At 57.8% G+C, this 26,700-nt stretch carries 27 protein-coding genes and 1 other RNA gene; 17 read left to right on the top strand and 11 right to left on the bottom strand.

Annotation, left to right across the window (positions count from 1 at the left end; translation table 11 throughout):
• Positions 1-99: 99 nt before the first annotated feature.
• The 6 genes from GGQ73_RS09840 to GGQ73_RS09815 all read left to right on the top strand — a co-directional run bounded on the left by GGQ73_RS09840 (position 100) and on the right by GGQ73_RS09815 (position 7,130).
• A complete protein-coding gene (locus GGQ73_RS09840) occupies positions 100-753 on the top strand; it encodes a thiamine phosphate synthase (RefSeq protein ID WP_174153888.1) in 654 nt (217 codons plus the stop codon).
• Complete coding sequence (locus tag GGQ73_RS09835; RefSeq protein ID WP_412762968.1) at positions 750-1,970, top strand: tetratricopeptide repeat protein; 1,221 nt, start codon at positions 750-752, stop codon at positions 1,968-1,970. The genes GGQ73_RS09840 and GGQ73_RS09835 overlap by 4 nt, the downstream gene beginning before the upstream one ends.
• A 142-nt stretch (positions 1,971-2,112) precedes the next feature.
• The gene (locus GGQ73_RS09830) at positions 2,113-2,913 is read left to right on the top strand and encodes an inositol monophosphatase family protein (RefSeq protein WP_174153887.1); all 801 of its coding nucleotides are present in this window, start codon (positions 2,113-2,115) and stop codon (positions 2,911-2,913) included.
• Positions 2,914-3,220: 307 nt separating this feature from the next.
• The gene (locus tag GGQ73_RS09825) at positions 3,221-4,240 is read left to right on the top strand and encodes a flagellar motor protein MotA (protein WP_174154091.1); all 1,020 of its coding nucleotides are present in this window, start codon (positions 3,221-3,223) and stop codon (positions 4,238-4,240) included.
• Between the two features lie 2 nt (positions 4,241-4,242).
• A complete protein-coding gene (locus GGQ73_RS09820) occupies positions 4,243-5,274 on the top strand; it encodes a peptidoglycan -binding protein (protein WP_183895906.1) in 1,032 nt (343 codons plus the stop codon).
• A 209-nt stretch (positions 5,275-5,483) separates the two neighbouring features.
• Positions 5,484-7,130, top strand: a complete 1,647-nt coding sequence (locus GGQ73_RS09815) for an FAD-binding dehydrogenase (RefSeq protein WP_183895904.1) — start codon at positions 5,484-5,486, stop codon at positions 7,128-7,130.
• Between the two features lie 100 nt (positions 7,131-7,230).
• On the opposite strand, the gene GGQ73_RS09810 is transcribed toward GGQ73_RS09815, so the two are convergent.
• Complete coding sequence (locus GGQ73_RS09810) at positions 7,231-9,042, bottom strand: ABC transporter transmembrane domain-containing protein (RefSeq protein ID WP_183895902.1); 1,812 nt, start codon at positions 9,040-9,042, stop codon at positions 7,231-7,233.
• 30 nt (positions 9,043-9,072) lie between these two features.
• Between GGQ73_RS09810 and GGQ73_RS09805 the strand changes: the two genes are divergently transcribed.
• Together GGQ73_RS09805 and rpmE are read left to right on the top strand one after the other, a co-directional pair.
• On the top strand, positions 9,073-9,303 hold the full coding sequence (locus GGQ73_RS09805) for a hypothetical protein (RefSeq protein ID WP_183895900.1): 231 nt from the start codon (positions 9,073-9,075) through the stop codon (positions 9,301-9,303).
• Complete coding sequence (gene rpmE / locus GGQ73_RS09800; RefSeq protein WP_045228450.1) at positions 9,293-9,514, top strand: 50S ribosomal protein L31; 222 nt, start codon at positions 9,293-9,295, stop codon at positions 9,512-9,514. The genes GGQ73_RS09805 and rpmE overlap by 11 nt, the downstream gene beginning before the upstream one ends.
• Before the next feature lie 169 nt (positions 9,515-9,683).
• Here rpmE and rcdA read toward each other — a convergent pair whose 3' ends face one another.
• The 7 genes from rcdA to GGQ73_RS09765 form a co-directional block, all read right to left on the bottom strand.
• The gene (rcdA, locus tag GGQ73_RS09795) at positions 9,684-10,199 is read right to left on the bottom strand and encodes a protease adaptor protein RcdA (protein WP_174153882.1); all 516 of its coding nucleotides are present in this window, start codon (positions 10,197-10,199) and stop codon (positions 9,684-9,686) included.
• Positions 10,200-10,544: 345 nt separating this feature from the next.
• Positions 10,545-10,748, bottom strand: coding sequence for a DUF1192 domain-containing protein (locus GGQ73_RS09790; protein ID WP_174153881.1), 204 nt, complete (start codon positions 10,746-10,748; stop codon positions 10,545-10,547).
• Entirely contained in the window at positions 10,745-12,019 is a 1,275-nt protein-coding gene (locus GGQ73_RS09785) for an MFS transporter (protein WP_174153880.1), read from the bottom strand. The genes GGQ73_RS09790 and GGQ73_RS09785 overlap by 4 nt, the downstream gene beginning before the upstream one ends.
• Before the next feature lie 80 nt (positions 12,020-12,099).
• On the bottom strand, positions 12,100-12,414 hold the full coding sequence (locus GGQ73_RS09780) for a hypothetical protein (RefSeq protein WP_183896163.1): 315 nt from the start codon (positions 12,412-12,414) through the stop codon (positions 12,100-12,102).
• A complete protein-coding gene (locus GGQ73_RS09775; protein ID WP_183895898.1) occupies positions 12,395-13,420 on the bottom strand; it encodes a class I fructose-bisphosphate aldolase in 1,026 nt (341 codons plus the stop codon). Before GGQ73_RS09775 ends, GGQ73_RS09780 begins: the two co-directional genes overlap by 20 nt.
• 222 nt (positions 13,421-13,642) lie before the next feature.
• Complete coding sequence (locus GGQ73_RS09770; protein ID WP_183895896.1) at positions 13,643-14,845, bottom strand: phosphoglycerate kinase; 1,203 nt, start codon at positions 14,843-14,845, stop codon at positions 13,643-13,645.
• Between the two features lie 75 nt (positions 14,846-14,920).
• A complete protein-coding gene (locus GGQ73_RS09765; RefSeq protein ID WP_183895894.1) occupies positions 14,921-16,795 on the bottom strand; it encodes a potassium/proton antiporter in 1,875 nt (624 codons plus the stop codon).
• Positions 16,796-17,129: 334 nt separating this feature from the next.
• Between GGQ73_RS09765 and GGQ73_RS09760 the strand changes: the two genes are divergently transcribed.
• Both GGQ73_RS09760 and GGQ73_RS09755 read left to right on the top strand, forming a co-directional pair.
• The gene (locus GGQ73_RS09760; protein ID WP_252094087.1) at positions 17,130-17,405 is read left to right on the top strand and encodes a type II toxin-antitoxin system RelE/ParE family toxin; all 276 of its coding nucleotides are present in this window, start codon (positions 17,130-17,132) and stop codon (positions 17,403-17,405) included.
• Between the two features lie 9 nt (positions 17,406-17,414).
• Positions 17,415-17,741 (top strand): HigA family addiction module antitoxin, encoded by a 327-nt coding sequence (locus GGQ73_RS09755; protein ID WP_174153874.1) that lies wholly within the window; start codon positions 17,415-17,417, stop codon positions 17,739-17,741.
• 84 nt (positions 17,742-17,825) lie between these two features.
• On the opposite strand, the gene gap is transcribed toward GGQ73_RS09755, so the two are convergent.
• The gene (gap, locus tag GGQ73_RS09750; RefSeq protein ID WP_183895890.1) at positions 17,826-18,836 is read right to left on the bottom strand and encodes a type I glyceraldehyde-3-phosphate dehydrogenase; all 1,011 of its coding nucleotides are present in this window, start codon (positions 18,834-18,836) and stop codon (positions 17,826-17,828) included.
• A gap of 95 nt (positions 18,837-18,931) precedes the next feature.
• A complete protein-coding gene (gene tkt / locus GGQ73_RS09745) occupies positions 18,932-20,914 on the bottom strand; it encodes a transketolase (protein WP_183895888.1) in 1,983 nt (660 codons plus the stop codon).
• Positions 20,915-21,238: 324 nt separating this feature from the next.
• Between tkt and GGQ73_RS09740 the strand changes: the two genes are divergently transcribed.
• The 7 genes from GGQ73_RS09740 to GGQ73_RS09710 all read left to right on the top strand — a co-directional run bounded on the left by GGQ73_RS09740 (position 21,239) and on the right by GGQ73_RS09710 (position 26,139).
• Positions 21,239-21,511 carry a DUF4164 domain-containing protein gene (locus GGQ73_RS09740; RefSeq protein ID WP_174153871.1) on the top strand — a complete coding sequence of 91 codons (273 nt, stop codon included), beginning with the start codon at positions 21,239-21,241 and terminating at the stop codon, positions 21,509-21,511.
• 14 nt (positions 21,512-21,525) lie between these two features.
• Positions 21,526-21,903: a cell division protein ZapA gene (locus GGQ73_RS09735; protein ID WP_174153870.1), complete on the top strand. Its 378-nt coding sequence runs from the start codon at positions 21,526-21,528 to the stop codon at positions 21,901-21,903.
• A gap of 116 nt (positions 21,904-22,019) precedes the next feature.
• A non-coding RNA gene (gene ssrS / locus GGQ73_RS09730) (6S RNA) lies at positions 22,020-22,178 on the top strand.
• Between the two features lie 269 nt (positions 22,179-22,447).
• Positions 22,448-23,710: a hemolysin family protein gene (locus tag GGQ73_RS09725; protein WP_174154090.1), complete on the top strand. Its 1,263-nt coding sequence runs from the start codon at positions 22,448-22,450 to the stop codon at positions 23,708-23,710.
• Entirely contained in the window at positions 23,710-24,303 is a 594-nt protein-coding gene (locus GGQ73_RS09720; protein WP_183895886.1) for a 5-formyltetrahydrofolate cyclo-ligase, read from the top strand. The genes GGQ73_RS09725 and GGQ73_RS09720 overlap by 1 nt, the downstream gene beginning before the upstream one ends.
• Positions 24,300-25,124 (top strand): TIGR00282 family metallophosphoesterase, encoded by an 825-nt coding sequence (locus GGQ73_RS09715; protein ID WP_174153868.1) that lies wholly within the window; start codon positions 24,300-24,302, stop codon positions 25,122-25,124. Before GGQ73_RS09720 ends, GGQ73_RS09715 begins: the two co-directional genes overlap by 4 nt.
• 163 nt (positions 25,125-25,287) lie before the next feature.
• Positions 25,288-26,139, top strand: coding sequence for an MBL fold metallo-hydrolase (locus tag GGQ73_RS09710; RefSeq protein ID WP_183895884.1), 852 nt, complete (start codon positions 25,288-25,290; stop codon positions 26,137-26,139).
• A gap of 22 nt (positions 26,140-26,161) precedes the next feature.
• Here GGQ73_RS09710 and GGQ73_RS09705 read toward each other — a convergent pair whose 3' ends face one another.
• Positions 26,162-26,665 carry a pyridoxamine 5'-phosphate oxidase family protein gene (locus GGQ73_RS09705; RefSeq protein ID WP_183895882.1) on the bottom strand — a complete coding sequence of 168 codons (504 nt, stop codon included), beginning with the start codon at positions 26,663-26,665 and terminating at the stop codon, positions 26,162-26,164.
• Positions 26,666-26,700: the final 35 nt, after the last annotated feature.

The raw sequence follows: 26,700 nt of genomic DNA, 5'->3' as shown, positions 1-26,700 counted from the left end.
CGGTTGATCCTTTCGTCAGTCCGGTTTATCGGAAGTATCTCATGAAAACGAGTGCAGATAACGCAGGAAGCGTCCCGTCTGCGGAAAATGGAAAAACCGATGACTGCACCCAAAGACCGCTGCCGACTCGTTCTGATCGTTCCTGCGCACGACGACGCCGATCACCAAGCCAGGACCTTGGAGGATGCATTGCGCGGCGGCGACGTGGCCTCCGTCATCATTCCGCAATACGGTCTCGATGATGCGACCTTCCAGAAGCTCGCCGAAACTTTGGTGCCGATCGTTCAGGAAGCGGGTGCCGCAGCGCTTGTGGCGGGCGATAGCCGGACGGCCAGTCGCGTCAAGGCCGATGGTCTGCACGTCAATGGCGGTGCTGAAGCCCTGTCCGAAGCCGTCGAGAGTTTTTCGCCAAAGCTCATCGTTGGCGGCGGTAATGCCGATGACCGTCACAAGGCGCTGGAGCAGGGTGAAAGCAACCCGGATTACATGTTCTTCGGCAAGCTGGACGGCGATATCAAGCCGGAAGCGCATCCGAAAAATGTGGCGCTGGGCGAATGGTGGGCCTCGATGATCGAAATCCCGGCCGTCGTCATGGGCGGTTCGGATGTCGCTTCGGTGGTTGCCGTTGCCGAAAGCGGCGTCGAATTTGTGGCGCTGCGCAACGCGGTTTTTGGCCATGCTGGCGGTGTGGCTCAGGCCGTTGCCGAAGCGAATGCGTTGCTTGACGAAAAAGCGCCACGGTTTGGCGGTTGATACAGGCGATGATCGCTCGTTTCCTTCGTTTGCAACCGTCTGTTTTGGCTCTCGCGCTGGCTTGCGCCTCCATCTCGCATGGCGTTTTTGCGCAAGATCCGACCACGGCCCCGGCCCAGCCACAGGCCGATTTATTGCCGGGTGTCGGAGCCAACGCGCCGCAGCCTGACGTGACGCCGACGGATGGGGATACGGATTTTGGGCCTGCCAAGGCCGGTGCGCCCGAGATTCTGTCGCGTCCATCCGATCCGAATGCCGATCCGATCCGCAAGGGCCGCGTCGGTACGAGCGACCAGAAGGATCTGCAGCCGTCCGAAGGTGTGAACGTTTACCAGCGTATGGGCGCCGATCTTCCGGCACTTCCGCCGGAAAAGAAATTTCTGGGCAAGGTCGATGAAGCCTTTGGTCACTATCAGCGCGGCGAATATGTTCAGGCACTGTCGAAAGCGCTGACCCGCGCCCAGGCGGGCGACGCGGCGGCGCAGACGCTGGTTGCCGAAATGATGTCCCGTGGGTTCGGTATTGCGCGCGACGAAAAGACCGCTGCCTTCTGGTACGAGCAGGCTGCCAAGGGTGGCGATGCGGTCGCCATGTTCAAATATGCCCTGCTGCTGATAGACGGCAAAATCGTCAAGCACGACAAGACCCTGGCCGACGATTACATGCGCCGCGCTGCACAAGCGGGAAATGGCGAGGCCGAATTCAACTGGGCGCAAATCCTTGTGTCGCAGACGCCCGGGGCCAATGGCTTGCAGGCTGCCCTCCCATTTTATGAAAGATCCGCTGAAAAAGGCATAGCCGACGCGCAATATGCCGTTTCGCAAATCTATTGGAACCTCAAGGACATCCCGGCTGCCAAAAAAGCGAAAGCCCGTGACTGGCTGACGCGTGCGGCAAAAGCCGGCTTCGATACCGCACAGGTTGATCTCGGCGTCTGGTTGATCAACGGCGTGGGCGGCGAGCGCAATTTGGAAGAAGGCTTCCGCTGGCTCTATGGCGCGGCCCAACGCGGCAATGTCGTTGCCCAGAACAAGGTCGCCCATCTCTACATTCAGGCACTTGGGACCAAGCCCAATCCGGTCGAAGCTGCGAAATGGTATGTGCTGTCACGCCGCGCGGGCCTCAAAGACGCAAGTCTGGAGGATTTCTATCTCGGCATCGAAGAGGACCAGCAGAGACAAGCGATCGACGCCGCGAACCGTTTCCGTCCGAGTTGAGTTCCTATCGTCTTTCGGCTTTTTACCTTGAATTCCAGCGCGTTTTGTGGTCTTGAACCGCAAACTTTCAATCAGAAACCGCATTTGCGTGCCTGCCGGAAATTTCGGCTAGCAGGTTCAGCCACCTTTCAGGAACATCGTCATGGCCCGTTCAGCCCTTCTCAACGTCATGGTTCAGGCCGCCCTCAAGGCTGGAAAATCGTTGTCGCGTGACTTCGGTGAAGTGCAGAACCTGCAGGTCTCAGTCAAAGGCCCTGGCGATTTCGTCTCGCAGGCCGATCTCAAGGCTGAGAAGATCGTCCATGACGAGTTGATGAAGGCCCGCCCGACCTACGACTTTCTTGGCGAAGAAGGCGGCGAGGAAAAGGGTTCCGACGGCGCCCATCGCTGGATCGTCGACCCCCTGGACGGAACCACCAACTTTCTGCACGGCATCCCACAGTTTGCCGTCTCCATCGCGCTGGAGCGCAACGGCGAAATTGTTGCCGGCGTGATCTTCAACCCTGCGACAGACGAGCTTTACACCGCCGAGCGTGGCAGCGGCGCGTTTCTTAACGATCGCCGCATTCGTGTCGCCGCACGCAAGCAGATTACCGATTGTGTCGTCAGTTGCGGCGTTCCGCATCTGGGTCGTGGCAATCACGGCAAGTTTCTCGTTGAGCTTCGTCACGCCATGGGTGAGGTCGCTGGCATCCGCCGCTTCGGTGCGGCTTCGCTGGATCTCGCTTATGTTGCGGCTGGTCGTCTTGACGGTTTTTGGGAGGCGGAGCTGGCGCCTTGGGACATGGCCGCTGGTCTCGTTCTGATTCGTGAAGCTGGCGGCTTCGTCAGCGACATGAAGGGCGGACAGGACATTCTCGGGACAGGGAGCGTCGTTGCCGGAAACGAATATATCCAAAAAGCGCTGAGCGAAGTCATCAACCGTCCGATACCAGGGCGTTAATGCTGTCATGTCATCATTCGGGCCTTGAGCCGGAATTCAGCACTGTTACGTTGACTGTGCAAAGTAATGTTGTGCGATCAAGGGGTTGATCGCACCTGTCCGGCATAAGATGCGGGATGACGCAAACGGTCCTCCCCACGGCCCTGTTATCAAGACATCTTGCAAAAACCCTTTGGCCTCCGGCTTTTCACTTCAATTCGTCGTAATTTTCCACTAGCTTCCCGTCATAACAGCGATGACGCGATGCCGAACCGCTTTCAGGCGCGTTTACGCGGACGTCGCGGCAGGTCCAGAGGGAATGAGCATTATGGCGGATACGGAACGGCTCGATGTCGGCGTCGAGAGGTCGGTCACGAAAGAATATCATCATAAGCTGTCGAGCCCCACGCCGTTTTTGTGGACGATGGTCCTCTTCCTCATCATCGTCGCCTTCCTCGCTGCAATCCTCTTTCGGCAGGCGCAAACCGCGTTCATGACCAATCCAGGCCTGAACGGCTTCATTCTCGGCGTTCTGGTTATTGGCATCATTCTGGTGTTCACCCAGATTCTTTCGCTTCGCCCCGAGGTGAGCTGGTTCAACCGGTTTCAGGCGGCTGGCACCGTGGACAAGGCTGGACGAGCGCCAAAGCTGCTGGCTCCCATGCGCTCGGTTCTCGACAGGCGCGCCGAGGTTCGCCTGTCCACCGTCACCCAACGTTCGCTGCTGGATTCGATCGCCACGCGTCTGGACGAATCGCGCGACACATCGCGCTATCTCATCGGTCTCTTGGTCTTTCTCGGTCTGCTCGGCACCTTCTGGGGTTTGATCGGCACCATCGCTGCCATTAGCGACGTCATTCAGGGGCTCGACCCCACAGCGGGTGATACCAACGACATTCTCTCCTCTTTGAAATCGGGTCTGACCGCGCCCCTTTCCGGCATGGGTACGGCGTTCTCGTCCTCGCTGCTGGGTCTGTCCGGCTCGCTCATTCTCGGCTTTCTCGATCTTCAGGCCGGGCGTGCCCAGAACCGGTTTTACACCGAGTTGGAAAACTGGCTGTCGTCCGTGACCGATCCTGGCAATGACGTTGTCGGCGAGGGCCGGCCTGCCGCTTACGGTGCCGTCGGCACCGAACGTTCGCTCGCTGCCATGACCAGCCTTGCCGAGGGTATTCAGGGTCTTGTCAAGAACATGCGCGGTGAACAGCAGATGCTGCGTGACTGGATCGAAGCGCAGCAGGAGGAATCGAAATCCCTGCGCCGTACGCTGGACAGGCTGTCGGCCCGCATCGACGCCGAGCAGAAAAACACCGGCCGCTCCACCCGCCACGATAACGGGAGCGATTGATCATGGCGCTTGGGCGCAATCGCCGTCGCGATCGCAGTGTCGATTATTGGCCGGGCTTCGTTGACGCCCTGTCGACGCTGCTCATGGCCGTCATGTTCCTGCTTACGGTCTTCGTGCTGGCACAATTCATTCTCTCGCGGGAAATTTCCGGCAAGGATGAGGTGCTGAACCGGCTCAACAACCAGATTTCCGAACTCACCGAGTTGCTGGCACTCGAAAAGGGCAGCAAGCAGGACATCGAAGATACGCTGGCCAATCTGCAATCGACATTAGCCGTATCGGAAAGCGAACGCTCGCGGCTGCAATCCTTGCTGGATTCCGGCGCGGGCAACAGTTCCGCCGCCAATGCCCGCGTTGGCCAATTGTCTGGTGAGCTTGAGGACGCACGACAGTCCGGCGCACGTGCCTCGGCGCAGATCGATCTTCTCAACCAGCAGATCGCAGCGCTTCGCGCGCAGATCGCGTCGGTCGAATCCGCCTTGCAGGCGTCCGAAGCAAAAGACACCTCCTCACAGGTCAAGATTGCCGATCTCGGTCGCCGCCTGAATGTGGCGCTTGCGCAGCGCGTGCAGGAACTCAACCGCTATCGCTCGGATTTCTTCGGACGTCTGCGGGAAATCCTCTCGGATCGGGAAAACATCCGTATCGTCGGTGACCGCTTTGTCTTCCAGTCGGAAGTGCTGTTTCCGTCCGGTGGCAATGATCTCAACCCGGACGGTCAGACCGAGATGGCCAAGCTTGCGACTGCCATCATTGATCTCGCAAAGGAAATTCCGCCCGAAATCAATTGGGTGCTGCGCGTGGACGGTCATACCGACAACGTCCAGCTTTCGGGCAATGGCCGTTTCCGAGACAATTGGGAACTCTCGTCAGCACGCGCGACCTCGGTGGTCAAATACCTCGTTTCCAAAGGCGTTCCGGCCAATCGCCTCGTTGCTGCCGGTTTTGGCGAATACCAGCCGCTGGCCGAGGGCGATACACCGGAAGCCCGTTCTCAGAACCGCAGGATCGAGCTGAAACTGACGGAGCGGTGAGGTAGAGGTGCAGCCGCGGGACTGGCTGCCATCTCGGCATAGGTTCGGCGGATAGGGTCGCTTTGCCCTCCAGCAAGGGGATGTACCCTGCCTCTCGTTGCCCAGGTCACGATCACTTTGATTCTTCAACCGGATGCCCTCTCACCCTCACCCGTTGCATCCTTTTGACGTTTGCGTAAAAGTAAATCGATTCTGTCCGGGAGGGGTTGATGGAGCGATTTGACGTTATTGTTGTGGGCGCCGGGCTTGCCGGTCTGGTGGCCGCGATCGAGGCAGCAGAGCGTGGGCTGCGGGTTTGCCTGCTGGATCAGGAAGGCGAGCAGAACCTGGGAGGGCAAGCGTTCTGGTCACTCGGAGGGTTGTTCTTCGTCGACAGCCCGGAGCAGCGTTTCATGCGTATCAGAGACAGTCTCGATCTCGCCCGTCAGGACTGGCTGGGTTCGGCAGCGTTTGACCGGCCTGAAGACCATTGGCCGCGCCTTTGGGCTGAGGCCTATCTGAATTTTGCCGCGGGTGAAAAGCGTGCATGGCTGCATGGGCTTGGCATGCGCTGGTTTCCGGTCGTCGGTTGGGCAGAGCGTGGCGGATCGCACGCCCACGGTCACGGCAATTCCGTGCCGCGCTTTCATGTCACCTGGGGCACCGGCCCCGGCGTCTTGGAGCCCTTCGTGACGAAAGCAAAAGCCCTAGAGGCCGACGGCAAAATTGTCTTCAGATTCCGCCATCAGGTGGATGCGCTTGAAAATACCAATGGTGTGGTCACTGGCATATCCGGGACTGTTCTGGACCATGATCCGGTACGGCGCGGCGAAACCAGCAACCGCGACAGGATTGGCACCTTCCGTGTTGATGCCTCGGCTGTGGTGGTCACATCGGGTGGCATCGGCGGCAATCATGATCTGGTTCGGCAGAACTGGCCGGTGGAGCGGCTGGGCCAACCGCCAGCGGAGATGGTCTGTGGTGTGCCAGCCCATGTGGACGGGCGCATGATCGGCATTACCGAGGCGGCGGGCGGCAAGGTCATCAACCGTGATCGTATGTGGCATTATACCGAGGGCGTGAAAAACCACGACCCGATCTGGCCCAATCATGGCATTCGTATTCTCCCCGGCCCATCGTCCTTCTGGTGCGATGCACGCGGTGATCGCCTGCCTGCCCCTGCCATGCCTGGCTTCGACACGCTGGGAACGCTTAAAATCCTGCGCGAACGGAACAGCGATTACAGCTGGTTCATTCTGACAAAGGCGATCATCAAGAAGGAATTCGCACTATCGGGTTCCGAGCAAAACCCTGACCTGACAGACAAGAATATCCGCTTGCTGCTGAAACGTCTGGGCAAGGAGCCGCCGGGCCCGGTCAAGGCCTTCATGGAGCGTGGCGAAGATTTCGCCGTTCGCGAAACGCTTGAGGATCTTGTGGACGCGATGAACGCCATGACCGGTGAGCGAGCGTTGGATGCCGGTCATATCCGCACTCAGATAGAAGCGCGGGACCGGGAGCTCACCAATGGTTTCAGCAAGGATGCGCAGATCACAGCGATACGCGGTGCGCGCAATTATCTCGGCGACAAGCTGATGCGCACGGCAAAGCCACATCGCCTTCTAGACCCGGCAGCCGGGCCGCTGATTGCGGTGCGCCTGCACATCCTCACCCGCAAGACGCTGGGCGGTCTCCACACCGATCTCCAGGGTCGCGTGCTGGACGGAGCCGGTGCGCCCGTGCCTGGACTTTACGCGGCAGGCGAAGTCGCCGGGTTCGGCGGTGGGGGCATGCACGGCTACAACGCGCTCGAAGGCACATTTCTGGGAGGGTGCCTGTTTTCCGGTAGGGTCGCGGGCAGGAGCGTTGGGAGCTAAAGCGTGTCTCTGTGAATAGGATTCACTGCGACACGCTTTAGCTCTAGGTTTGTCGCTTGTACGTTATCGTTTCATTGAGGACAATGAAATGCGACATGCTTTAGCTCGATTTTACCAGCGGTACGACCGCCTCGCTTCCAGGTGTTTCGAACTGGAGGCGGGCGAGTTTTGCATAGAGGCCACCTTGTCTGGTGAGGCTCTGATGGGTGCCTTCCTCGATGATCCGGCCCTCGTCCATGACCAGGATGCGGTCGGCTTTCAGCACGGTGGCAAGGCGATGGGCGATGACGATGGTGGTGCGTTTGGCTATCAGCTGATCCAGCGCCTTTTGTACCAGTGTCTCGCTTTCGGCATCCAATGCAGAGGTTGCCTCGTCGAGCAGCAGAACGGGCGCATCTCGAAGGATGGCACGCGCAATGGCGATACGCTGACGCTGGCCGCCGGAGAGTGTGACGCCGCGCTCCCCCACGATGGTGTCGTAACCGTTGTCGAGATTGGCGATAAAGCCGTCGGCCTGTGCGGCGATGGCGGCGGTGCGCACCTCTTCACGGGTCGCTGTCGGTTTGCCAAAGGCAATGTTGTCGTGGATGGAAGTCGCAAAGATCGCGACATCCTGCGGTACGATCGCCAGCCGGGAGCGCAGCTCTTCCAGCGTCACCGAGCGTATATCCGTGCCATCGACCGTGATGCGTCCACTTTGTGGATCGTAAAACCGCATCAACAGCGAAAAGATCGTACTTTTGCCGGCGCCGGACGGGCCGACGATGGCAACCGTTTCGCCCGCTGCGACTTTGAGGGACAAATCGGTGACGACAGGTCTGCCTCCGCCTTGTGGGTAATGGAAGCTGACATTTTCGAAGCTCGCTTCACCGCGAGCCGGGGCAGGCAGGGGAACGGGCGTTGCCGGATCCGTGACGGGGGATTTTTCCTGAAGCAATTCAGACAGACGTTCAGCTGCACCGCCGGCCTGCGAAAGCTCACCCCAGACTTCAGAAAGCTGGCCAAGCGAGCTTGCGGCGATAACGGAATAGAGAACGAACTGGCTGAGTGTACCGGCAGAAATCGTGCCGATGAGCACGCCATGCGCGCCATACCACAGGATGGCGACGACGCTGCCGAAGACGAAGCTGATGGCGACAGCCGTCAGCACAGCGCGTGCGCTGATGGCAGAGCGGGCGCCACGGTAGGCTTTCTCGACGGCGTCATTGTAGCGTGAGTTGGCCAGGCTTTCGGCATTGAAGGACTGGATTGTGCGGCTGGCGGAAATGGTTTCGGCGGCAAAGGCAGAGGAAGTCGCCAGCGTATCCTGCGTCGTTCTGGACCGCGAACGCACCGAACGACCGAAGGCGATCAGCGGGAAGACGATGAGGGGGATGGCCAGCAGTGCCAGACCCGAGAGGCTGGGGCTTGTATAGACCATCATCGCCACTCCACCGAGACAGAGCAGGATATTGCGCAGTGCCTGCGACGCAGACGAGCCGAAGGCCGAGCGGATCTGCACCGTGTCGGCGGTCAGGCGCGAGGCCAGTTCACCGGAATGGTTGACGTCGAAAAAGGCCTGGGAGAGCGATGTCAGATGGGCAAACACGTCGCGGCGCAGGTCGGCCACGACCCTTTCGCCGATCGACATGACGTAATAATAGCGCATGGCACTGGCAAGTGCGAGCACGACGGCGATCGCCAGGAGGACGGCGAAATAGCTGTTGATCATCGCGCCATCTGCTCCTTCGAAGCCATGGTCGATGATGCGCCGAACGGCGAGGGGCAGGGCAAGCGTGGTGGCCGACGACAGGACGAGCGCGAAGACGGCAGCCGCCACCAGCCCGCGATATCGCTTCAGATAAGGCAGGAGACTGGCCAGCGGTTTCGGCGTCTTGCGCGCGGACGATTTCTGGTCCTCAATGTCTGCCACGATCTACTCCTGCATCTGCCGGCTTGACGAATGGCTTTTGCCAGCCTGCGGCAAGCTCAGCGTCTTTTGTGTGTCGCCAAGTGTGAAGCCAGGCATCGGCAGGCACTTGTTATCTCGGCGACCTTCATGTATAGGCTCCGCATCGAATTGGGAAGCCATGGCCAAATGGTCTGGAGCTTCATTATTGAATTGGCTCAGTTGACGCAATTGCGGCAAATGGTCCGCACGTTACCAAAGCAGGAAGATTGTCATGAAGGCTGAAATTCATCCCGACTATCACATGATCAAAGTGGTCATGACTGATGGCACAGAATACGAAACACGCTCCACATGGGGTTCTGAGGGTCAGGTCATGAACCTCGAAATCGATCCAACGTCGCACCCGGCATGGACCGGCGGCAACCAGCAGCTGATGGACCGTGGCGGTCGCGTTTCCAAGTTCAACAAGCGCTTTGGCGGCCTCGGCCTCTAATCCTCTTGACTGTCGAGACAGAAAAAACTCCGGAGTGATCCGGGGTTTTTTGTTGTTTGAGATTCGGGAATGATGCCGGCGATCTGAAGGGCAGGGGGCGGGATGTGGACATTGCCGAAACAAAAAAGCAGGCCGAAGCCTGCTTTCCTCATTTTCAGCATCCAGCGCCTTAGTTGCCGGAAAACGCGGTCCGCAGCAGGTTGAGCTGTGCCTGAACGCTGTTCTCGTTATCTGGAACCTTGTTGGCTTCAGACGGACGGTAGATTTCACGATCCAGCAGGGCAACGCGATTCTGGAGACGAAGGGAACGCTCAACCAGATCACGGAAGGATTCAGGCAGGTCGCCCCAGCCCGGTGCGCTACGATCAACGTTGAAGTTATCGAGACGAACCTTGTTCTTCTCGCTCAGAACCTGATCCCGGCTCATTTCGCCATTGTTGACGGCGCGCTGGAGAAGAAGCCAAGAGGCCATCTGCATCAGGCGTGTGGTCAGTCGCATCGACTCTGCCGCGTAGAGAACAGAAGCCATCCGTGGCAATACTTTGGACGCGGCACGTCCGGAACCGTCCAGGTAAGTCGCCGTTTCTTCCACCAAAGTCATTCCCTCAGAATAGAGAGACTTAAACTGGTTGGATGCCGCAGCACGGCCTGCAAAACTTATGGTATTCAAAACCTGTTCTGACATTTTTTCGAATCCTGCTTACGCACCATACTAAGGCAACGGGACTGAGGCTTAATAGTTCCGGCCTCTTTGTATTTTCAGGATGATATCAATAACGCAAATGCGCAAGCTGATTATTAAAGAAAGGTTAATACCCACAGCTTTGGTAATAGTGACGCGAGACAAAAAAAGAGCCGCAAAAGCGGCTCTCAAGGTAAAACAGGGAGAAAAATCAGACCAAATCGCCGATAGGAGAAACTGCCTGAGGTTCAGCAGGACTGAACATGTATAATATTCACTTAAAAAGCTTAATTTTTCGTTAATGGTAAACGGAAATCTGATCCTTTGTGTAACGTTAATAAAACGTTGCTAAAGGGATGAGGATCGAAACAGGCTTTCTGCTGCCTTTCTCCCGGCTGACTTCTTTTCCCGCTCGACCTCCAGACGTTTGATCTCGTCTCGCAAAATATTGATGCGGGCGGTCAGGTCATCGACGGATAAAAGTGCAAGGTCGCCACCGATAACGTGAGTCGTGGCCTGCTGTTTCAACGGTTCATCATCGAAGACGCTCATATTCCAGCTCCTTTTTCCAACTCTGCCTCATCCTCGGGGTATTGCGGTGCACGCGGATCGAGCGAGACGCTTTCCGGTGTAATCTGCGCCATGGCCGTGGTCGAGAAATTGTCTTTCTCTTCTGTTGGCAGCGCCGCACGCTGTCTGGATCTGAACATGGCGTAGGCCGTGATGAGGAGATGCGAGATGGCCGTGACCCAGAACAGGGCATAGGGGCCAAAGGATGTCATGATCGGGCCGCCCAGCGTCGGGCCGATGATGGTGCCGATGCCGTAGAGCAGCAGCAACCCGCCCGACACTTTGACAAAATCTTCCGATGAAGCGTAGTCGTTGGCATGCGCTACGGCGATGGGATAGAGCGCGTTTGCAGTTGCGCCATAGACTGCGATCATGCCGATCAGCACATAGACGTGGCCGGGCTGGACAATCGTGACCGCAAGACCTGCGAGTGCCGCCACACCGGAAAGACCCGCCAGCACATATCGCCGGTCTATCCTGTCGGACAGCTTGCCTGCGGGGAACTGCGCGAGCGCCCCGATGAAAATGGTGACGCTGACCATGATGGCGATGGTCGTCGCATCAAGTCCCGCCCGCGCGCCAAACACCGCGCCCAGCGTTCCGTAGGCGCCATTGGCGATGCCGATGAGCAGAATGCCGATAAAGGAGACCGGCGAGTTTCGGTAAAGCGCCGGTAGATCCAGCTTGACTTTTTTCAGCGGTTTTGGACTTTCGGCTTTTGACAGCATGGCCGGCATAATGGCGACGCAATAGATGATGGCGCAGACCATGAAGAGCGACGTGGTGCTTACATTGCCAAACGGCACGATCAACTGACCCGCGACGACCCCGAACAGCGTGATGGCAATGTAGAGCGAGAAGATCGCCCCACGGCTTTCATTGGTGGCACGCTCGTTCAGCCAGCTCTCGATGATCATCGAGGTGCCTGCGGTGCAGAAACCCGTCAACGCGCGCAGGGCGACCCATGACACGTCGTCGATGAAGAGCCCGGTCAGCAATATGGTCAGGCAGATCAGGGCGACGAAACTGCCGAATGCTCTGATATGACCGGCACGCCGGACGATGGCGGGCGCCACGAAACAACCAACAACGAAGCCTGCGGCCCACGACGTGCCGAGAAAACCAAGCACTTCGTTGGAGTACCCTTCGGCCGATCCTCTGACCGGTAGAAGAAGGCCCTGAAGACCGTTGCCCAGAAACAGAAACAAGGTGCTGGATAAAAGAGCGAATACGGGTAGAAGGTTTCTGCTCATAAGCCACTCTCATGCTAAGCGATTCAAGATGTCAATCTGGGTCGACGACGCGCGAATAGGTTGCCTGTCCTTGGTGAACATTAAAAATGTCCAGCCTGTGACGCTGTTTCAATAAAGCCAAAAGGTTTCGGGATGACGAAGGCAATCGGGCTTTTTCTGCTTTTGGCAATGTGCATCCAGATCATTCGTCCGCTCGGCTTGCCAGGTTTGCGCAAGCGTGGCGATTGCTGGAAGATCGCTGTCTCTGCTTTTGTTATCTGGAGTTTGGTGCTGTTGCTGCGGCCTTGAAGGGGGATTTCGCCCAACTCCACAAACCAAACCGCCCGCAACCAGGTTGCGAGCGGCGGGTTTGACCAGTTTGGTAAAGACGTTGGCTCAAGCGGCTTTTTCGACATCCTGTGTCCAGTTGCCGAGCGCCGCCAGCGAGTTCATTTCAGCACGGTGCTGGAAGGCGCGTTGGCCGGCGGCGACGTTTTCAGCCTTGCCGCCCCAAGCCTTGAGCGCCGTATCCTGAAGTGCGCGACCGTAGGAGAAGGTCAGTGCCCATGGCAGGTCGTAACCTGCATTCATGGCCGAGAGATGCGCGGTTGCTTCTTCCGCCGATTGGCCACCGGACAGGAAGGCAACGCCTGGCACGGCGGATGGCACGGTCGCTTTCAAAACCTTGACGGTCTTTTCTGCCACTTCATCGACAGATGCCTTGCGGGCGTTCTTGCCGTCGATGACCATGTTCGGCTTGAGGATCATGCCTTCGAGGTTGACGCGGGCGTCGTAAAGATCGGTGAATACGGTACGCAGAACCCATTCGGTGACTTCGGCGCAGCGGTCGATGCTGTGGGTGCCGGGTTCACCGTCCATCAGCACTTCAGGCTCAACGATCGGCACGATGCCAGCCTGCTGGCAAAGCGCTGCGTAACGGGCGAGCGCCTGTGAATCCGCCTTGATGGAGCCCCATGTCGGCAGACCGTTACCAATGTTGATGACGCCGCGCCATTTGGCGAAGCGTGCACCGGCATCGTAATATGTCTTCAGACGATCAGCGAGGCCATCGAGGCCTTCGGTGACTGTTTCACCCGGAAAATACGCCTGCGGCTTGGCGCCGGTGTCGACCTTGATACCTGGAATGCTGCCCGCCGCCTTGATGAGGTCAACGAAAAGCGTTCCGTCGGCAGCCTTCTGGAAAAGCGTTTCTTCGTAGAGGATAACGCCGGAGATGCACTCTTTCATCGCCTCGTCTGTGCGAAACAGCATTTCGCGGTAGTCGCGACGGCTCGTTTCCGTCGATTCCAGATTGATGCTGTCGAAACGTTTCTTGATGGTGCCGGTGGACTCGTCCGCAGCCAGCAGACCCTTGCCATTGGCGACCATTTTCACTGCGATATCTTCAAGACGCTCAGTCAATTTTCAATCTCCCTTCGAACCAGTAAATCCGGGTTATCAGAAGTTCCGAGGCAGGAAAATGGCAGGCTAAATCATTGAAACGATTGAAATGATTTCAATCGTTTGAAACTTTAGGAAACCTTTAAAATTTTTTAAATGCCAGACGGTTGGGGGGGGGTCGATCCCGTCATCCCCGGGTGAAGTCCAAGGATGACGGTAAACGTGTTGGATATAAGGGTCGTCTTATTTCTGTTCATGCAAGATAGCGACGCCGGGCAGAACCTTGCCTTCCATCCATTCCAGGAACGCGCCGCCTGCGGTGGAGATGTAGGTGAAGTCATCTGCGACGCCTGCGTGGTTCAGCGCTGCCACCGTATCGCCACCACCGGCAACGGAGACGAGTTTGCCGTTTCTGGTGCATTCTGCGGCGTGCTGGGCGGCTGCAACGGTGGCTGTGTCGAACGGGGCGATTTCGAAGGCCCCGAGCGGGCCGTTCCAGACCAGTGTTTCAGCGCGGGAAATCCAGCCCTTGATGGCTTCGACCGATTTCGGACCGACATCGAGCACCATCGCGTCTTCCGGGATGTCGTTGATATCGACGACTTCATTGTCGGCATTTGCCTTGAACTCGCGGGCTACAACGCCGTCTTCCGGCAGCACGATAGCGCAGCCCGCAGTCGCAGCCTCGATCATGATCTGCTTTGCGGTTTCGGCCAAATCATGCTCGCACAGGGACTTGCCGACAAGGGTGCCACGCGCTGCAAGAAATGTGTTGGCCATGCCGCCACCGATGACGAGAGCATCGACCTTTTTCACAAGGTTCATCAACAGATCGATCTTGCTCGATACCTTGGCGCCGCCGACGATGGCAACGACAGGACGGGCAGGCGCGCCGAGGCCTTTTTCCAGAGCTTCAAGCTCGGCCTGCATGGTGCGGCCGGCGTAGGCAGGCAGGTGGCGGGCCAGGCCTTCGGTGGAGGCGTGCGCGCGGTGCGCTGCCGAGAACGCGTCATTGACATAGATGTCCCCGTTCTTCGCAAGCTCTGCCACGAAGGCGGCATCATTCTTTTCCTCGCCCTTGTGGAAGCGGGTGTTTTCCAGAAGCAGTATATCGCCGTTGTTCATCTTGGCGACGGCGTCTGCAGCCTGTGAGCCGATGGCGTCGGAGGCGAAGTGAACCGGGTGGCCCAGGACGGATTCGACTGACGAAACGATGGGCGAGAGCGACATATCGGCAACGGGCTCACCCTTCGGGCGGCCGAAATGGGCAAGCAGAATAACCTTCGCGCCCTTGTTCGACAGTTCGAGGATCGTCGGCGCAACGCGTTCGATGCGGGTCTTGTCCGTTACCTTGCCGTCGGCAACCGGCACATTGAGATCGACGCGGACGAGGACGCGCTTTCCAGAGATGTCGGTGAGGTGATCGAGGGTCTTGAAGGCGGGCATATATCGATCCTGATATCGTTGAACGGAATGGCTTTGCGCGCGACCATACTATGCCTGACCAGCGGTGCAAGTCGCTCAGTCATCATTTTCTGCCTGACCGGGACCTGAGTTTGATCCCGGTATCTTGTTACCGGAGGCCGTCATCGTGCGGGTTAGTTTTCGTTTCGCCAGACGGGCGCGGCTGCGCTGGACGATTTCCTTCAGATTGATGAAGACGGGGAGTTCCGTGGCAGGCTCCACGGGTTCCAGCGAGATGCCAACACTGGAGATGGCATGGTTTTCATCGAGATCGCGGACAATGAGAATGAGGGAGCCCAGCCTCACGCGGTCGGCATATTCCGCTTTGCCACCAAAGCGGTTCTGGATGAGTTCGCCAACGGTCAGCGACAGTTCCTGAGGAGAGAGGAGGCCGGGACCATATGACGCCTCCAGTTCTTTTGCCGGACGTTGAGGTGAGATGGCAAAGGTACCGAAAATGTCCTCGTCGTCTTTTGTCACGGGCTTGGCGCTGGCAAACAACCGGTCGAGAAGGCGCGTGTAGCTGGGCATGACGAAGAGATAGACCAGATCTTTTTCCCGCAGTCGGCCCGCATATTGATAACGGATGGATTTGCCGTCCCGAACCACCAGTGAAGGCATGGCCCAACGCGGAATCCGCTCGCCCTGCAGCACGGCGCTGCCTTTGGCGACGCGATAGGAGATGAGTTCGTGGTTGGCGGTGCCGGGCAGATCCACCTCCAGCTTGTCGACATCGCCCATGCGTGGCGGGACGATGAGGCCGAGCCGGGTGGCGACCGGCTTGATGGTCCAGCCCTGTATCAAGAGAGAGACAAGGACGATGATGAAGGCCGCGTTGAAATAGGTCTCCGCGCCGTCCAGCCCGCCCAAAGCTGGAAGGATGGCGAGCAAAATGGACACCGCGCCGCGCAGGCCGACCCAGGCAACGAAGGTCGTCTCCTGTTGGGTATAGTTAAACGGTAGCAGACTGAGCCACACGGCCAGCGGTCTGGCGATGAAGATCAGAAAAAGTGCCAAAAGGACCGCAGGTACGATAATGGCCGGAAACTGCGAGGGTGTGGCGAGAAGGCCGAGCATCAGGAACATGATGATCTGCGCCAGCCAGGTCATGCCCTCGTGAAAACGGCGGATCGCGCCCTTGGCAAAGACGGTGCGGTTGCCAGCAACGATGCCCGCCACATAGACCGCCAGAAAGCCGCTGCCATGCAGTGCGCCGGTGAAGGAAAAGACGAGCAGCGCCAACGCCAGAACAAGGATGGGCACGAGGCCGCGGTCCACCTGAAAACGGTTGACGACATTGGCGATCATCAGTCCGCCAAGCACACCGAAGATGACACCAAGCCCCATTTCCTGCACGAACAGCAGAAGAAAGCTCGTATCGAAGCCTGCGAGACCCTGACCCTTGGCGACCACTTCCACCAGTGCAATGGTAAGAAAGATGGCCATCGGATCGTTGGTGCCGGATTCGACTTCAAGCGTCGAACGCACCTGATCACGGATGTGGATGCCACCGATGCGCAGGAGGAAGAACACCGCCGCTGCATCTGTGGATGCCACGATCGACCCGAGCAACAGGCCTTCCAGCCAGGAAAAACCGAGCAGCAACGCCGCAGCGCCTGCGAAAAAGATCGATGTCAGCACCACGCCGACAGTGGCCAGCGCGATCGACGGACCCGCCGCCAGCCGGAAGGATTGCACGGAGGTGCCGAAACCGGAATCGAACAGGATGACGGCCAGGACCAACGACCCCAGCATATAGGCCAGCGGATTGTTGCTGAAATGAATGCCCAATCCGTCCGTCCCTGCGGCGAGACCAATCATCAGGAAAAGAAGCAACAGAGGCGCGCCGAAGCGGTAGGCAATCAGGCTTGAAAACGCTGCAACGAGAACGAGGACCGTGGCGACCAGTAGCAATATGTAAAACGATTCCAAGCACACGTCCTTTTGTGAAGGTCGTTGCAAGGCATGCTCTGCACGTCAGCAGTCAATCCGGCCCGGGTGTTGGACGGCCTTGGCGCACGGAGGTGCGCAGGGCAGGGCAAGCGGGTGTATCGATTGATACGGCAGGGCACGATGCGCATTGCACGCGACCGAATCCCTAGGTTCGATTTTTCCGGGGCAAAGTGGACCAGAGCAAGGCGGTGGCGGGAAATTCATGAAAGATGTACTTTCGAACACAACCGCAGAGAACATCGGTGTTGATGTGTATAGCGTAGCTTGACGCTTTTCATGCGATTTGCTAGCTTTTAATATGAAAATTCGAAACGTGATCCATAAAGGTTTACGCCGTCTCATCGAAGACGATGACGCGACCGGCTTGCCGTCGGCGGTAGTACCGAAACTGCTTCGCATCGTTTCTTTCCTTCAAGACATGGAACGAGAAGACGAGTTGCGCACGGTTCCGAGCTGGAAGGCGCATCAACTTACCGGTGATCGTAAAGGCACCTGGAGCCTGTTCGTGACCAAGAACTGGCGGATCACGCTTCGGATCGATCAAACTGAAATCGAGATTGTCGATCTCGACTACGAAGACTACCACTAGGAGGTGGCCATGAATGCGTTGCAAGGCATCCGTCTTAAAAACCCTGCTCATCCCGGCGGTTTCATTAAAAGCGAGATTATCGAAGCGCTGGAGCTGTCGGTCACGGCTGCGGCACAGGTGCTCGGGGTTACGCGCGCGGCGTTATCGGCGCTGTTGAATGAGCGGTCAAATCTGTCTTCAGAGATGGCGTTGAGAATAGAGAAGGCCTTTGGGGTGTCTATGGATACGCTCATGAGGATGCAGAATAGCTTTGACATTGCTCAGGCGCGCAAGCGTGAAGGTGACATTCACGTCGCACAGTTCCGTCCAAGCCAATCGACGACCCGATCATGCTGACTTTGCCTGAGGACTGACACCTTCAAACACAAAACCCGGCAGGATCGCTCCCGCCGGGTTTTGCTTATTCGCAATCTGCGAAAATCAAATGGTCTTGGCCAGTGCCACTGCCGTGTCGGACATGCGGTTGGAGAAGCCCCACTCGTTGTCGTACCAGGTGAGGATACGCACGAAGTTGCCTTCCATGACCTTTGTCTGGTCCGTTGCGAAGATAGAAGAGTGGCTGTCGTGGTTGAAGTCTCTGGAGACCAGTGGCTCGTCGGTGTAGCCGAGAATGCCCTTGAGCTTGCCGTTGGAAGCAGCCTTGATGGCTTCGTTGATTTCTTCAACTGTCGTTGCCTTCTTGGCCACAAACTTGAAGTCGACAACCGAGACATTCGGTGTTGGAACGCGGATGGACGTGCCGTCGAGCTTGCCCTTGAGGTGCGGAAGAACAAGGCCAACGGCCTTTGCCGCGCCGGTCGAGGTCGGGATCATGGACAGGGCTGCGGCGCGGGCGCGGTACAGATCCTTGTGCATGGTGTCCAGTGTCGGCTGGTCGCCCGTGTAGGAATGGATCGTGGTCATGAAGCCATGATCGATGCCAACAGCGTCATCCAGAACCTTCACAACCGGCACGAGGCAGTTGGTGGTGCAGGAAGCGTTGGAGATGACGAGGTGATCCTTCGTCAGCTGGTCGTGGTTGACACCGAAGACGACCGTCAGGTCCGCACCTTCGGCAGGTGCCGAGATAATGACGCGCTTGGCGCCTGCGGTGAGGTGGGCGGCGGCCTTGTCACGGGCAACGAAAATGCCTGTGCATTCAAGCGCGATATCGACGCCGAGTTCCTTGTGCGGAAGCTGTGCAGGATCGCGGACGGCTGTCACCTTGATCGGCTTGCCACCGGCTACGATGATCGTGTCGCCTTCGACCTTAACGTCCGCCGGGAACTTGCCGTGGATGCTGTCATAGCGCAGCAGATGCGCATTGGTTTCAACCGGGCCGAGGTCATTGATGGCAACCACTTCGATATCCGTGCGGCCGGATTCGACGATGGCGCGAAGGACGTTACGGCCGATGCGGCCAAAACCGTTAATGGCAACTTTTACAGTCATTGAGCTACTCCCTGTCAATATCTTCGAATTTTGTGCGAATGCTTGGAGCGGCGCAGACGTTGGCCGTCACGCCACTCCCGGTTCTGTTCAGGCGGTCAGCCGAGCTTTTCTTCCGCAGCAGCGACCACAGCTTCTGCAGTGATGCCGAACTGCTTGTAGAGATCCTTGGCCGGTGCGGATGCGCCGAAGGAATTCATGCCAATGAACGCGCCATCGTTGCCGATGAAGTAATCCCAGCCCTGGCGGATGGCCGCTTCGACACCGATTTTCACCGGAGAATTGCCGATGATCGCCTTGCGGTAGGTCTCCGGCTGCTCCTTGAAGAGTTCAAAGCATGGAACGGAAACGACGCGGGTCGAGATACCCTTGACCTTGAGGTCGGCCGCAGCCTTCAGCGCAATCTCGACTTCAGAACCCGAAGCAAAGATCGAGACCTTGGCATCGCTTGCCGAAACCAGCTCGTAAGCGCCGTAGGAAACGAGGTTCTTTTCCTCGTAATCCTTACGGGCCGGCGTAAGGTTTTGGCGGGTCAACGCGAGGGCAGACGGGCGGTTCTTCTGATGAAGGGCAAACTGCCAGGCCTCCGCCGTTTCCGTTTCATCCGCCGGGCGGAAGACCAGAAGGTTTGGAATGGCACGCAGGGCTGCGATCTGCTCGACCGGCTGGTGCGTCGGGCCGTCTTCACCAACGCCGATGGAATCGTGCGTCAGTACGTGAACGACGCGGATGCCCATGAGCGCGGCAAGGCGGATCGACGGACGGCAATAGTCCGAGAAGATCATGAAGCCGCCAGCATAGGGAATAAGACCGCCATGCAGCGCGATGCCGTTCATGGCTGCTGCCATTCCATGTTCGCGAATGCCGTAGTGGAGATAACGGCCCGAGAAGTCTGCCGGTGTAATCGACTTCATCTGGCTGGTCTTGGTGTTGTTGGATGGCGTCAGGTCGGCAGAGCCGCCGATGGTTTCGGCCAGGATGCCGTTGACGACCTCCAGCGTGTCTTCGGATGCCTTACGGGTGGCGACGGTCGGATTGTTCTCCGAAACCTTCTTCTTGAATGCGTCGATGGAGCTGTCGAAGTTGCCGGTCAGATCGCCTGCAAAGCGGCGCTTGAACTCAGTCTTCTTGTCGGTCTCGGTTGCTTCCAGGCGCGCTTCCCATTCCTGGCGCGTCTTGGTGGAACGCAGGCCGGCTAGACGCCAGGCGTCGAGCACGTCTTCTGGAATGACGAAGGGTTCGGCTTCCCAGTTCAGGCTCTTGCGGGCCGCGGCAATTTCTTCGGCACCCAGCGGATTGCCGTGTACCTTGTGCGTGCCCTGCTTGTTCGGCGCGCCAAAACCGATGATGGTCTTGCAGGCGATGAAGGTCGGACGGTCGGACTGGTGAGCAGCCTCGATGGCGTTGGCAATTGCTTCGGGATCGTGACCGTCGATTTCGATGGTGTTCCAGTGAACGGCCTTGAAGCGCGCGATCTGGTCCGTTGAGTCGGACAGGCCGACCTCGCCGTCGATGGTGATGTTGTTGTTGTCCCAGAAGAGAACGAGCTTGTTGAGCTTCAGGTGGCCAGCCAACGCAATCGCTTCGTGGCTGATGCCTTCCATCAGGCAACCGTCACCGCACAGCGCATAGGTAAAGTGGCTCTGGAGATCGGAGCCGAACTCTTCTTCCAGCTTGCGCTCGGCGATGGCCATGCCGACTGCGTTGGCAATGCCCTGACCCAGTGGACCAGTGGTGGTTTCGATGCCGGTCGCGTGGTGATATTCCGGGTGACCTGCGGTCTTGGAACCCAACTGACGGAAGCGCTTGATCTCGTCGATCGTCATGTCCTCATACCCCGTGAGGTAAAGGAGTGAGTAGAGCAGCATGGAGCCGTGACCGGCTGACAGCACGAAACGATCGCGGTCTGGCCACTGCCATGCCTTCGGATCAAATTTCAGATACCGTGTGAAGAGGACCGTGGCCACATCTGCAGCGCCCAATGGCAGGCCTGGATGGCCGGAATTGGCCTTCTCCACAGCGTCCATGGCAAGAAAGCGGATTGCATTGGCCATCCGGTCGTGTTTGTCGCGAGAAATCATGGCTTTTCCGTCTGTTCCGGGTGAAAGGAGATAGCCATTATGACTATCCAAAAAGCGGGTTGATGCATAGCAGGTAGGGCGGGGCTGTCAATAAAACGAGGGGTGCTTGCGGTTCGATCAGCAACAAAAATCGTTTTGTATTCTGGCAATATTCGGGCCGCCGCCCACAATCGGCCCCTGCCGTGCTGCATTCATCCACAGCGCAAAGTGTTTGAATGTATTGGTTTGATTGACGTGGGCGTTAATCAGGTCATATCGTGCAAGCGCCCTGATTGACACCAAGAGACAACGATTCGGCTTGGCTCTGGCGGTTTGGAAGAAACGATGACGGCGGAAAAAACCATACAGATTGCGTTGACGGAGCTCAGCTCCGCCATCAACAGCCTTGAAAACGCGATCGACATGCGGATCGAGCGTCAACGGGAAAATGGCGAGGTCGAGAGCGAAGTGAAGCGTGTGCATGTGGACCGTGCCCGGCTGGCGCAGGAGCTTGACCAGTCGCAATTTCGTGCCAACCGTCTCGAAGAGGTCAACCGTGAGGTTTCCCGCCGCTTGGTGACCGCGATGGAGACAATCCGCGCAGTGCTGGATCGATAAGGATTTAGGATATCATGGCTCAAGTCACGGTGATGATCGACGGCAAGGCTTACCGCATGGCATGCGAGGCGGGGCAGGAAGCGCACCTGACCGATCTCGCCAGCCAGTTCGACCAGTATGTCGGCCATCTGAAGAGCCAGTTCGGTGAAATCGGTGATCTCAGGCTGACGGTCATGGCGGGCATCATGATCACCGACGAGATGTCGGAGCTTTCCCGCAAGATCGAGGCGCTGGAGGCCAAGGTCGCGACCTTACAGCAAAACCGCGATGGAATGGCGGAAAGCAAGGCCAAGACAGAGGAAATGCTGGTGGATGCTATCTCCGAATTGTCCACCCGCTTGAACGGCATTACCGAAAAGCTGGTGGCGCGTCCGAAGCCGGTCGTGAATTAAGGTTTCTCCTCAAGGGTTTCCTGCAAACCTGGTCTTTTGTAGCGGAGAAGCTGTTTTCCACGATATTGCAGTCGGTTGCCCCTTCCGCATTTCATCAAACCACCCTATATAGAAGATGCGTTCTGCGCTTCTCGACAGGAAACTCAATCCCTGGGGCCATACTCGATCCAAAGGGAGCTGTCCCTGGCCAGGCCCGTGGGCTTGGACATATGGCGCCCACCTACGTTTGTAGGCACCCAGGATCGTAAAACTCCATCGGTCGCCGCGGATCGCACTCTTTTCGATTGATCGACCAAGCTTCGTTGCTTAGCTCTCCGCCAAGGAAATGAGCGCAGTGCGCATCTTAAACGTGTGGTTGCTTAAGGCGATGCACGGTGCAGCGACTGTATCATTCGTTTTTCATCTTCCGGTCATTGCATTGGCGGAACAATTCCTTATTATCCGTGTTGGTATGTCCGCTCCCGCTTTCAACTCTAGCGATTGTGGTTGCAGCCGCGACATGCCGTTCAACAGCCCAGAAGAGCTAAACTTGTTTATTGAAATTATGACCGTGGTTCTGCTCACCGTACTGAACGGTGTGCTTGCCATGTCCGAGCTTGCCGTTGTCTCCTCCAGACCGGCGAGGCTTAAAGTGCTTGCCGCCCAAGGCAGCAGAGGCGCCGCAATGGCGCTGACTCTTTCCGAAAACCCAGGACGTTTCCTTTCCACTGTACAGATCGGCATCACGCTCGTCGGCGTTCTGTCGGGTGCGTTTTCCGGTGCGACACTGGGTGCCCGCTTTACCGGCTGGCTTTTGGAGCAGGGTGTGCCCGACCGTGCCGCCGACGCCATCGGTGTGGGTTCCGTGGTTCTTGCGATTACCTACCTGTCCCTGATCGTCGGCGAATTGGTTCCCAAGCAGATTGCCTTGCGTGATCCTGAAAAGGTTGCCGTGCGGGTGTCTCCCGCCATGGTGATGCTGTCGAAGATCGGTGCGCCGGTTGTCTGGCTTTTGGATCGCTCCGGCAAGCTGTTGCTCGCGATCCTCGGCCATAGCGGCGAGTCCAACGCATCGGTCACAGACGATGAGATTCGCACCGTTTTGGCCGAAGCGCACAGTGCCGGCGTGATCGAGACCGAAGAATCGGCCATGATCACCAGCGTCATGCGGCTTGCAGATCGCAATGCCCGTGGTCTCATGACGCCACGCCGCGATGTGGAAGTCGTTGATATCGAGGATTCGGCAGCGGAAATCCGTGAGCAATTGCGTGCCACGCAGCGCTCACGTTTGCCCGTGCGCAATGGCGCTTCCGATGAAATTCTCGGCGTCCTCTTCGTCAAGGATGCGTTTGATGCGTTTGCTTTCGGCAAGGAACTCAATATTCGCGAATTGCTGCGCGAAGTCCCTGTCGTTTCAGACCTGACGAGTGCGGTTGATGTTATCCAATCGCTACGTCGCTCAACGGTTCATATGGTTCTCGTTTACGACGAATACGGCCATTTCGAAGGTATCATTAGCTCCGGCGACGTTTTGGAGGCCATCACAGGTGCCTTCCAGGAAGACGACGGCGAAGAGCCAGCCATGGTGGAGCGCGAAGATGGCAGCTTCCTCGTGGCTGGGTGGATGCCTGCCGACGAGTTTGCCGACCGTATGGGTTTCCAGATTTCCGACGATGCCGAATTCGAAACGGTGGCCGGTCTGGTGCTGGACGAGTTCCGCCGTTTGCCGGAACTGGGCGAGCACATCACCCGCAACGGCTGGCGTTTCGAAGTCATCGACCTGGACGGTCACCGCATCGACAAGGTGCTGGTCAGCCGGGCAGCCTGATGACGTCGGGTCACCTCGATAAAGCACAGATCAGAATTGAGCGTCTTGCCTTGCGGGACGCTCTTTCCGTTGAGCAGCGCCTCGACAAAAGTCTCAGCATTGCCGCCCGTGGCGCAGCGGAGTTGAAATTCGAGGCGGGGGCGACAATTTCGGGTTTTCTGCCCATTCGCTCAGAGGCAGACTTGCGCCCCTTGATGGATGGTTTGCGCGTGCGCGGTGCACGCCTTTGCCTTCCGGTTATCCTAGACCGCGAGACGATCGTATTTCGAGAGTTTGCGAAGGACGCAGAGCTGGTCAAGACCGGCTTCGGGACGACCGGTCCGGACGAACGTTCGCAGGTGCTGGATCCGAATATCCTCCTGGTTCCTCTCGCCGCTTTCGATATGACGGGCCAACGGATTGGCTATGGTGCCGGACATTACGACCGCGCAATCGCCCGTCTTCACACAAAAGGGCTTGCACCAACCCTCGTCGGCATTGCATTCGACTGCCAGGAAGTGCCATCAGTGCCCGCGCAGCCTCATGATGTGGCACTGCATGCCGTTCTGACCGAGAGCGGCCTACGATATTTCAACGGCAGGACGACGGAATGAGATTACTGTTTCTGGGGGATATGGTTGGCAAGGCGGGCCGCACAGCGGTGTGGGAGCGTCTTCCGGGACTGATCTCCGATCTCAATCTGGACTTCGTCATCGTCAATGGCGAGAACGCCGCTGGTGGTTTCGGCATTACGGAAGAAATCTACCTTGAGACGATCAATGCCGGTGCCGATGTGGTGACGACCGGCAACCATGTCTGGGACCAGAAGGAAGCCGTGACCTTTTGCGAGCGGCACGACCAGTTCTTAAGGCCTGCCAATTATCCGAAGGGGACGCCGGGCAAGGGTTCGGGTCTGTTCTACGGCCGCAACGGCGCCCGCATTCTCGTGGCCAACATCATGGGCCGCGTCTTCATGCATCCGGAATTGGACGATCCATTTTCCTCGGCAGAAAGCATTCTCGGTGCCTGCCCACTGGGTGAACAGGCCGATGCCATCGTCTTTGATTTTCACGCAGAGGCGACCAGCGAAAAGCAGTGCTTCGGCCACTTCGTCGATGGTCGCGCAAGTTTTGTCGTCGGTACCCACACGCATGTGCCGACGGCTGACGCGCAAATCTTGAACGGTGGTACGGCCTATATGTCGGATGCCGGCATGTGCGGCGATTACGACTCATCGCTTGGCATGGAAAAGGAAGAACCGATCAACCGCTTTATCTCGAAAATGCCAAAAGGCCGGTTTGAAGCGGCCAGCGGGCCAGCGACGATTTGCGGCGTGGGCGTCGAGATTTCCGACAGCACAGGTCTTGCCGAAAAGATCGCGCCTTTGCGGATTGGGCCACGGCTCGCAGAGACCATCCCGCCATTCTGGGTTTGACTGCATCTGGGTCTAGCGGCGTTTGAAATCTCGCAGAGAGGTCAGCCTTACTCGCCTTACCTAAAATGACGTGAATGTGAGCGCCTCGACCTGATCGTTGCTTTACGATGCCGGTACCTTGCCGCATCCTGCTGTCCATTCACCTCGTGAAGGGAGTGGCGTAATGCTTCGCATGCTGATGCTCGCATTGACCGGATTTCTGTTGGGTGCAGCCTCGACGCAGGCCCAGCAACAGCCCACCCGACCCTTGGTCAATCGCCCGCCGATCAGTCAATGCCAAGCGATTGCCCAATCAATGCCCGGGGCCAGTTTCGCGAGCTTCAAACCTTCGGACCTGCAGCGCATCCAAGCCACCAAGGAAGAGGTGAACATCCAGTATATTGGTCACTCGACCTTTCTGATCACGTCACCGGATGGTGTGACGATCGCAACAGATTATAACGGTGTCTACCTCCCACCCGTTACGCCCGATGTCGTGACGATGAACAACGCTCACTCGACGCACTATACGTTGCACCCGGACCCTGCGATCAAAAACGTGCTGCATGGCTGGGGCGATGTGCCTGGCGAAAAGGCTGTGCATAAACTGCAGGTCGGGGATGTCTATATCCGCAACGTCACGTCCGATATTCGCAATCGCTGGGGTGGTGGTGGCTTATTGCAAAAGGATGGAAATTCTATCTTCATTTTTGAAGTCGCTGGCCTTTGCATCGGCCACCTCGGTCACCTTCACTATGAACTGACGGAGAGCCAGTATGCGGAAATCGGCCGTCTCGATATCTTGATGGTGCCGGTTGACGGTGGGTTGACGATGGGCGCCGATAGTATGAGCCGTATCGTGAAACGGCTGCGGTCTGCGCTTATTTTGCCTATGCACCAGCCAAGCGGTCTGGAGCAGTTTCTGGTGACATTCGGTCCCCAATTCAAGATCGCTTACGCCAACGATCCTGTCATTCGCGTCTCTATGCGAAGTCTTCCCCGCCAGCCGCAGATTCTCGTGCCGCAAGGCATGTGAATGAGCGGTGGCGGGAGTGATATTATGCGAAGGTCAGATGCTGACGCACGCCAATGTTTGGCATCTTGTCGTCTGACAAATTCGCCTTGGCGATTTCCCAGCCGAATTTCAGCGTGCTGTCGGTGGATGCCCAGATTTCTGCATCATCGACGTGCAAAGCAAGCATGGTTAGATCGGGGTCGCTCTTGCCGTGTTCATACCACGCGGCGGTGACGGAATTCCAGTATTCGTCGAGCTTCGCCTTGTCCTCTCGCACCTCCAGCTTGCCAGAAAGGCACGCATGATAATCGTGGTCCTTACCAATGACGCAGAAGTGGGCGCGGGCGCCGGACTTGAGAGTTTGAACGAGATCGGCGCTTTTCTTGGTGAAAAACCAGATGGTGTTGGTCTTTGGATCAGCATGTGGTGCCATTGGCTGCATATGGTTGTGGAGGCCTTCAAGGCCCAGCATCCCGGCATGCACGGAATTGATTTCGTCCCAAAGCTGACGGGCAGGGGCTTCGCGTGCTTCACTCAGACTGACCATTGAATGTGTCTCCTTCACGTTTCTCGTTATCGTCA

The sequence above is a fragment of the Rhizobium skierniewicense genome (assembly GCF_014196515.1).
GTDB lineage: Bacteria > Pseudomonadota > Alphaproteobacteria > Rhizobiales > Rhizobiaceae > Agrobacterium > Agrobacterium skierniewicense.
Note: the sequence above shows the minus strand (reverse complement) of the source record. Positions and strands in the feature narration are given on the sequence as shown.

What these genes read in the sequence shown, in the direction of transcription:
- GGQ73_RS09840 (WP_174153888.1), top strand. Translation starts at nt 100, where the DNA reads ATGACTGCACCCAAAGACCGCTGCCGACTCGTTCTGATCGTTCCTGCG.
- GGQ73_RS09830 (WP_174153887.1), top strand. Translation starts at nt 2,113, where the DNA reads ATGGCCCGTTCAGCCCTTCTCAACGTCATGGTTCAGGCCGCCCTCAAG.
- GGQ73_RS09815 (WP_183895904.1), top strand. Translation starts at nt 5,484, where the DNA reads ATGGAGCGATTTGACGTTATTGTTGTGGGCGCCGGGCTTGCCGGTCTG.
- GGQ73_RS09785 (WP_174153880.1), bottom strand. Translation starts at nt 12,019, where the DNA reads ATGAGCAGAAACCTTCTACCCGTATTCGCTCTTTTATCCAGCACCTTG.
- GGQ73_RS09790 (WP_174153881.1), bottom strand. Translation starts at nt 10,748, where the DNA reads ATGAGCGTCTTCGATGATGAACCGTTGAAACAGCAGGCCACGACTCAC.
- GGQ73_RS09710 (WP_183895884.1), top strand. Translation starts at nt 25,288, where the DNA reads ATGCTTCGCATGCTGATGCTCGCATTGACCGGATTTCTGTTGGGTGCA.
- GGQ73_RS09805 (WP_183895900.1), top strand. Translation starts at nt 9,073, where the DNA reads ATGGCTTTTGCCAGCCTGCGGCAAGCTCAGCGTCTTTTGTGTGTCGCC.
- GGQ73_RS09705 (WP_183895882.1), bottom strand. Translation starts at nt 26,665, where the DNA reads ATGGTCAGTCTGAGTGAAGCACGCGAAGCCCCTGCCCGTCAGCTTTGG.
- GGQ73_RS09715 (WP_174153868.1), top strand. Translation starts at nt 24,300, where the DNA reads ATGAGATTACTGTTTCTGGGGGATATGGTTGGCAAGGCGGGCCGCACA.
- GGQ73_RS09825 (WP_174154091.1), top strand. Translation starts at nt 3,221, where the DNA reads ATGGCGGATACGGAACGGCTCGATGTCGGCGTCGAGAGGTCGGTCACG.
- GGQ73_RS09740 (WP_174153871.1), top strand. Translation starts at nt 21,239, where the DNA reads ATGACGGCGGAAAAAACCATACAGATTGCGTTGACGGAGCTCAGCTCC.
- rcdA (WP_174153882.1), bottom strand. Translation starts at nt 10,199, where the DNA reads ATGTCAGAACAGGTTTTGAATACCATAAGTTTTGCAGGCCGTGCTGCG.
- gap (WP_183895890.1), bottom strand. Translation starts at nt 18,836, where the DNA reads ATGACTGTAAAAGTTGCCATTAACGGTTTTGGCCGCATCGGCCGTAAC.
- GGQ73_RS09720 (WP_183895886.1), top strand. Translation starts at nt 23,710, where the DNA reads ATGACGTCGGGTCACCTCGATAAAGCACAGATCAGAATTGAGCGTCTT.
- GGQ73_RS09770 (WP_183895896.1), bottom strand. Translation starts at nt 14,845, where the DNA reads ATGCCCGCCTTCAAGACCCTCGATCACCTCACCGACATCTCTGGAAAG.
- tkt (WP_183895888.1), bottom strand. Translation starts at nt 20,914, where the DNA reads ATGATTTCTCGCGACAAACACGACCGGATGGCCAATGCAATCCGCTTT.
- GGQ73_RS09735 (WP_174153870.1), top strand. Translation starts at nt 21,526, where the DNA reads ATGGCTCAAGTCACGGTGATGATCGACGGCAAGGCTTACCGCATGGCA.
- GGQ73_RS09820 (WP_183895906.1), top strand. Translation starts at nt 4,243, where the DNA reads ATGGCGCTTGGGCGCAATCGCCGTCGCGATCGCAGTGTCGATTATTGG.
- GGQ73_RS09755 (WP_174153874.1), top strand. Translation starts at nt 17,415, where the DNA reads ATGAATGCGTTGCAAGGCATCCGTCTTAAAAACCCTGCTCATCCCGGC.
- GGQ73_RS09725 (WP_174154090.1), top strand. Translation starts at nt 22,448, where the DNA reads ATGACCGTGGTTCTGCTCACCGTACTGAACGGTGTGCTTGCCATGTCC.
- GGQ73_RS09780 (WP_183896163.1), bottom strand. Translation starts at nt 12,414, where the DNA reads ATGTCGAAAAAGCCGCTTGAGCCAACGTCTTTACCAAACTGGTCAAAC.
- rpmE (WP_045228450.1), top strand. Translation starts at nt 9,293, where the DNA reads ATGAAGGCTGAAATTCATCCCGACTATCACATGATCAAAGTGGTCATG.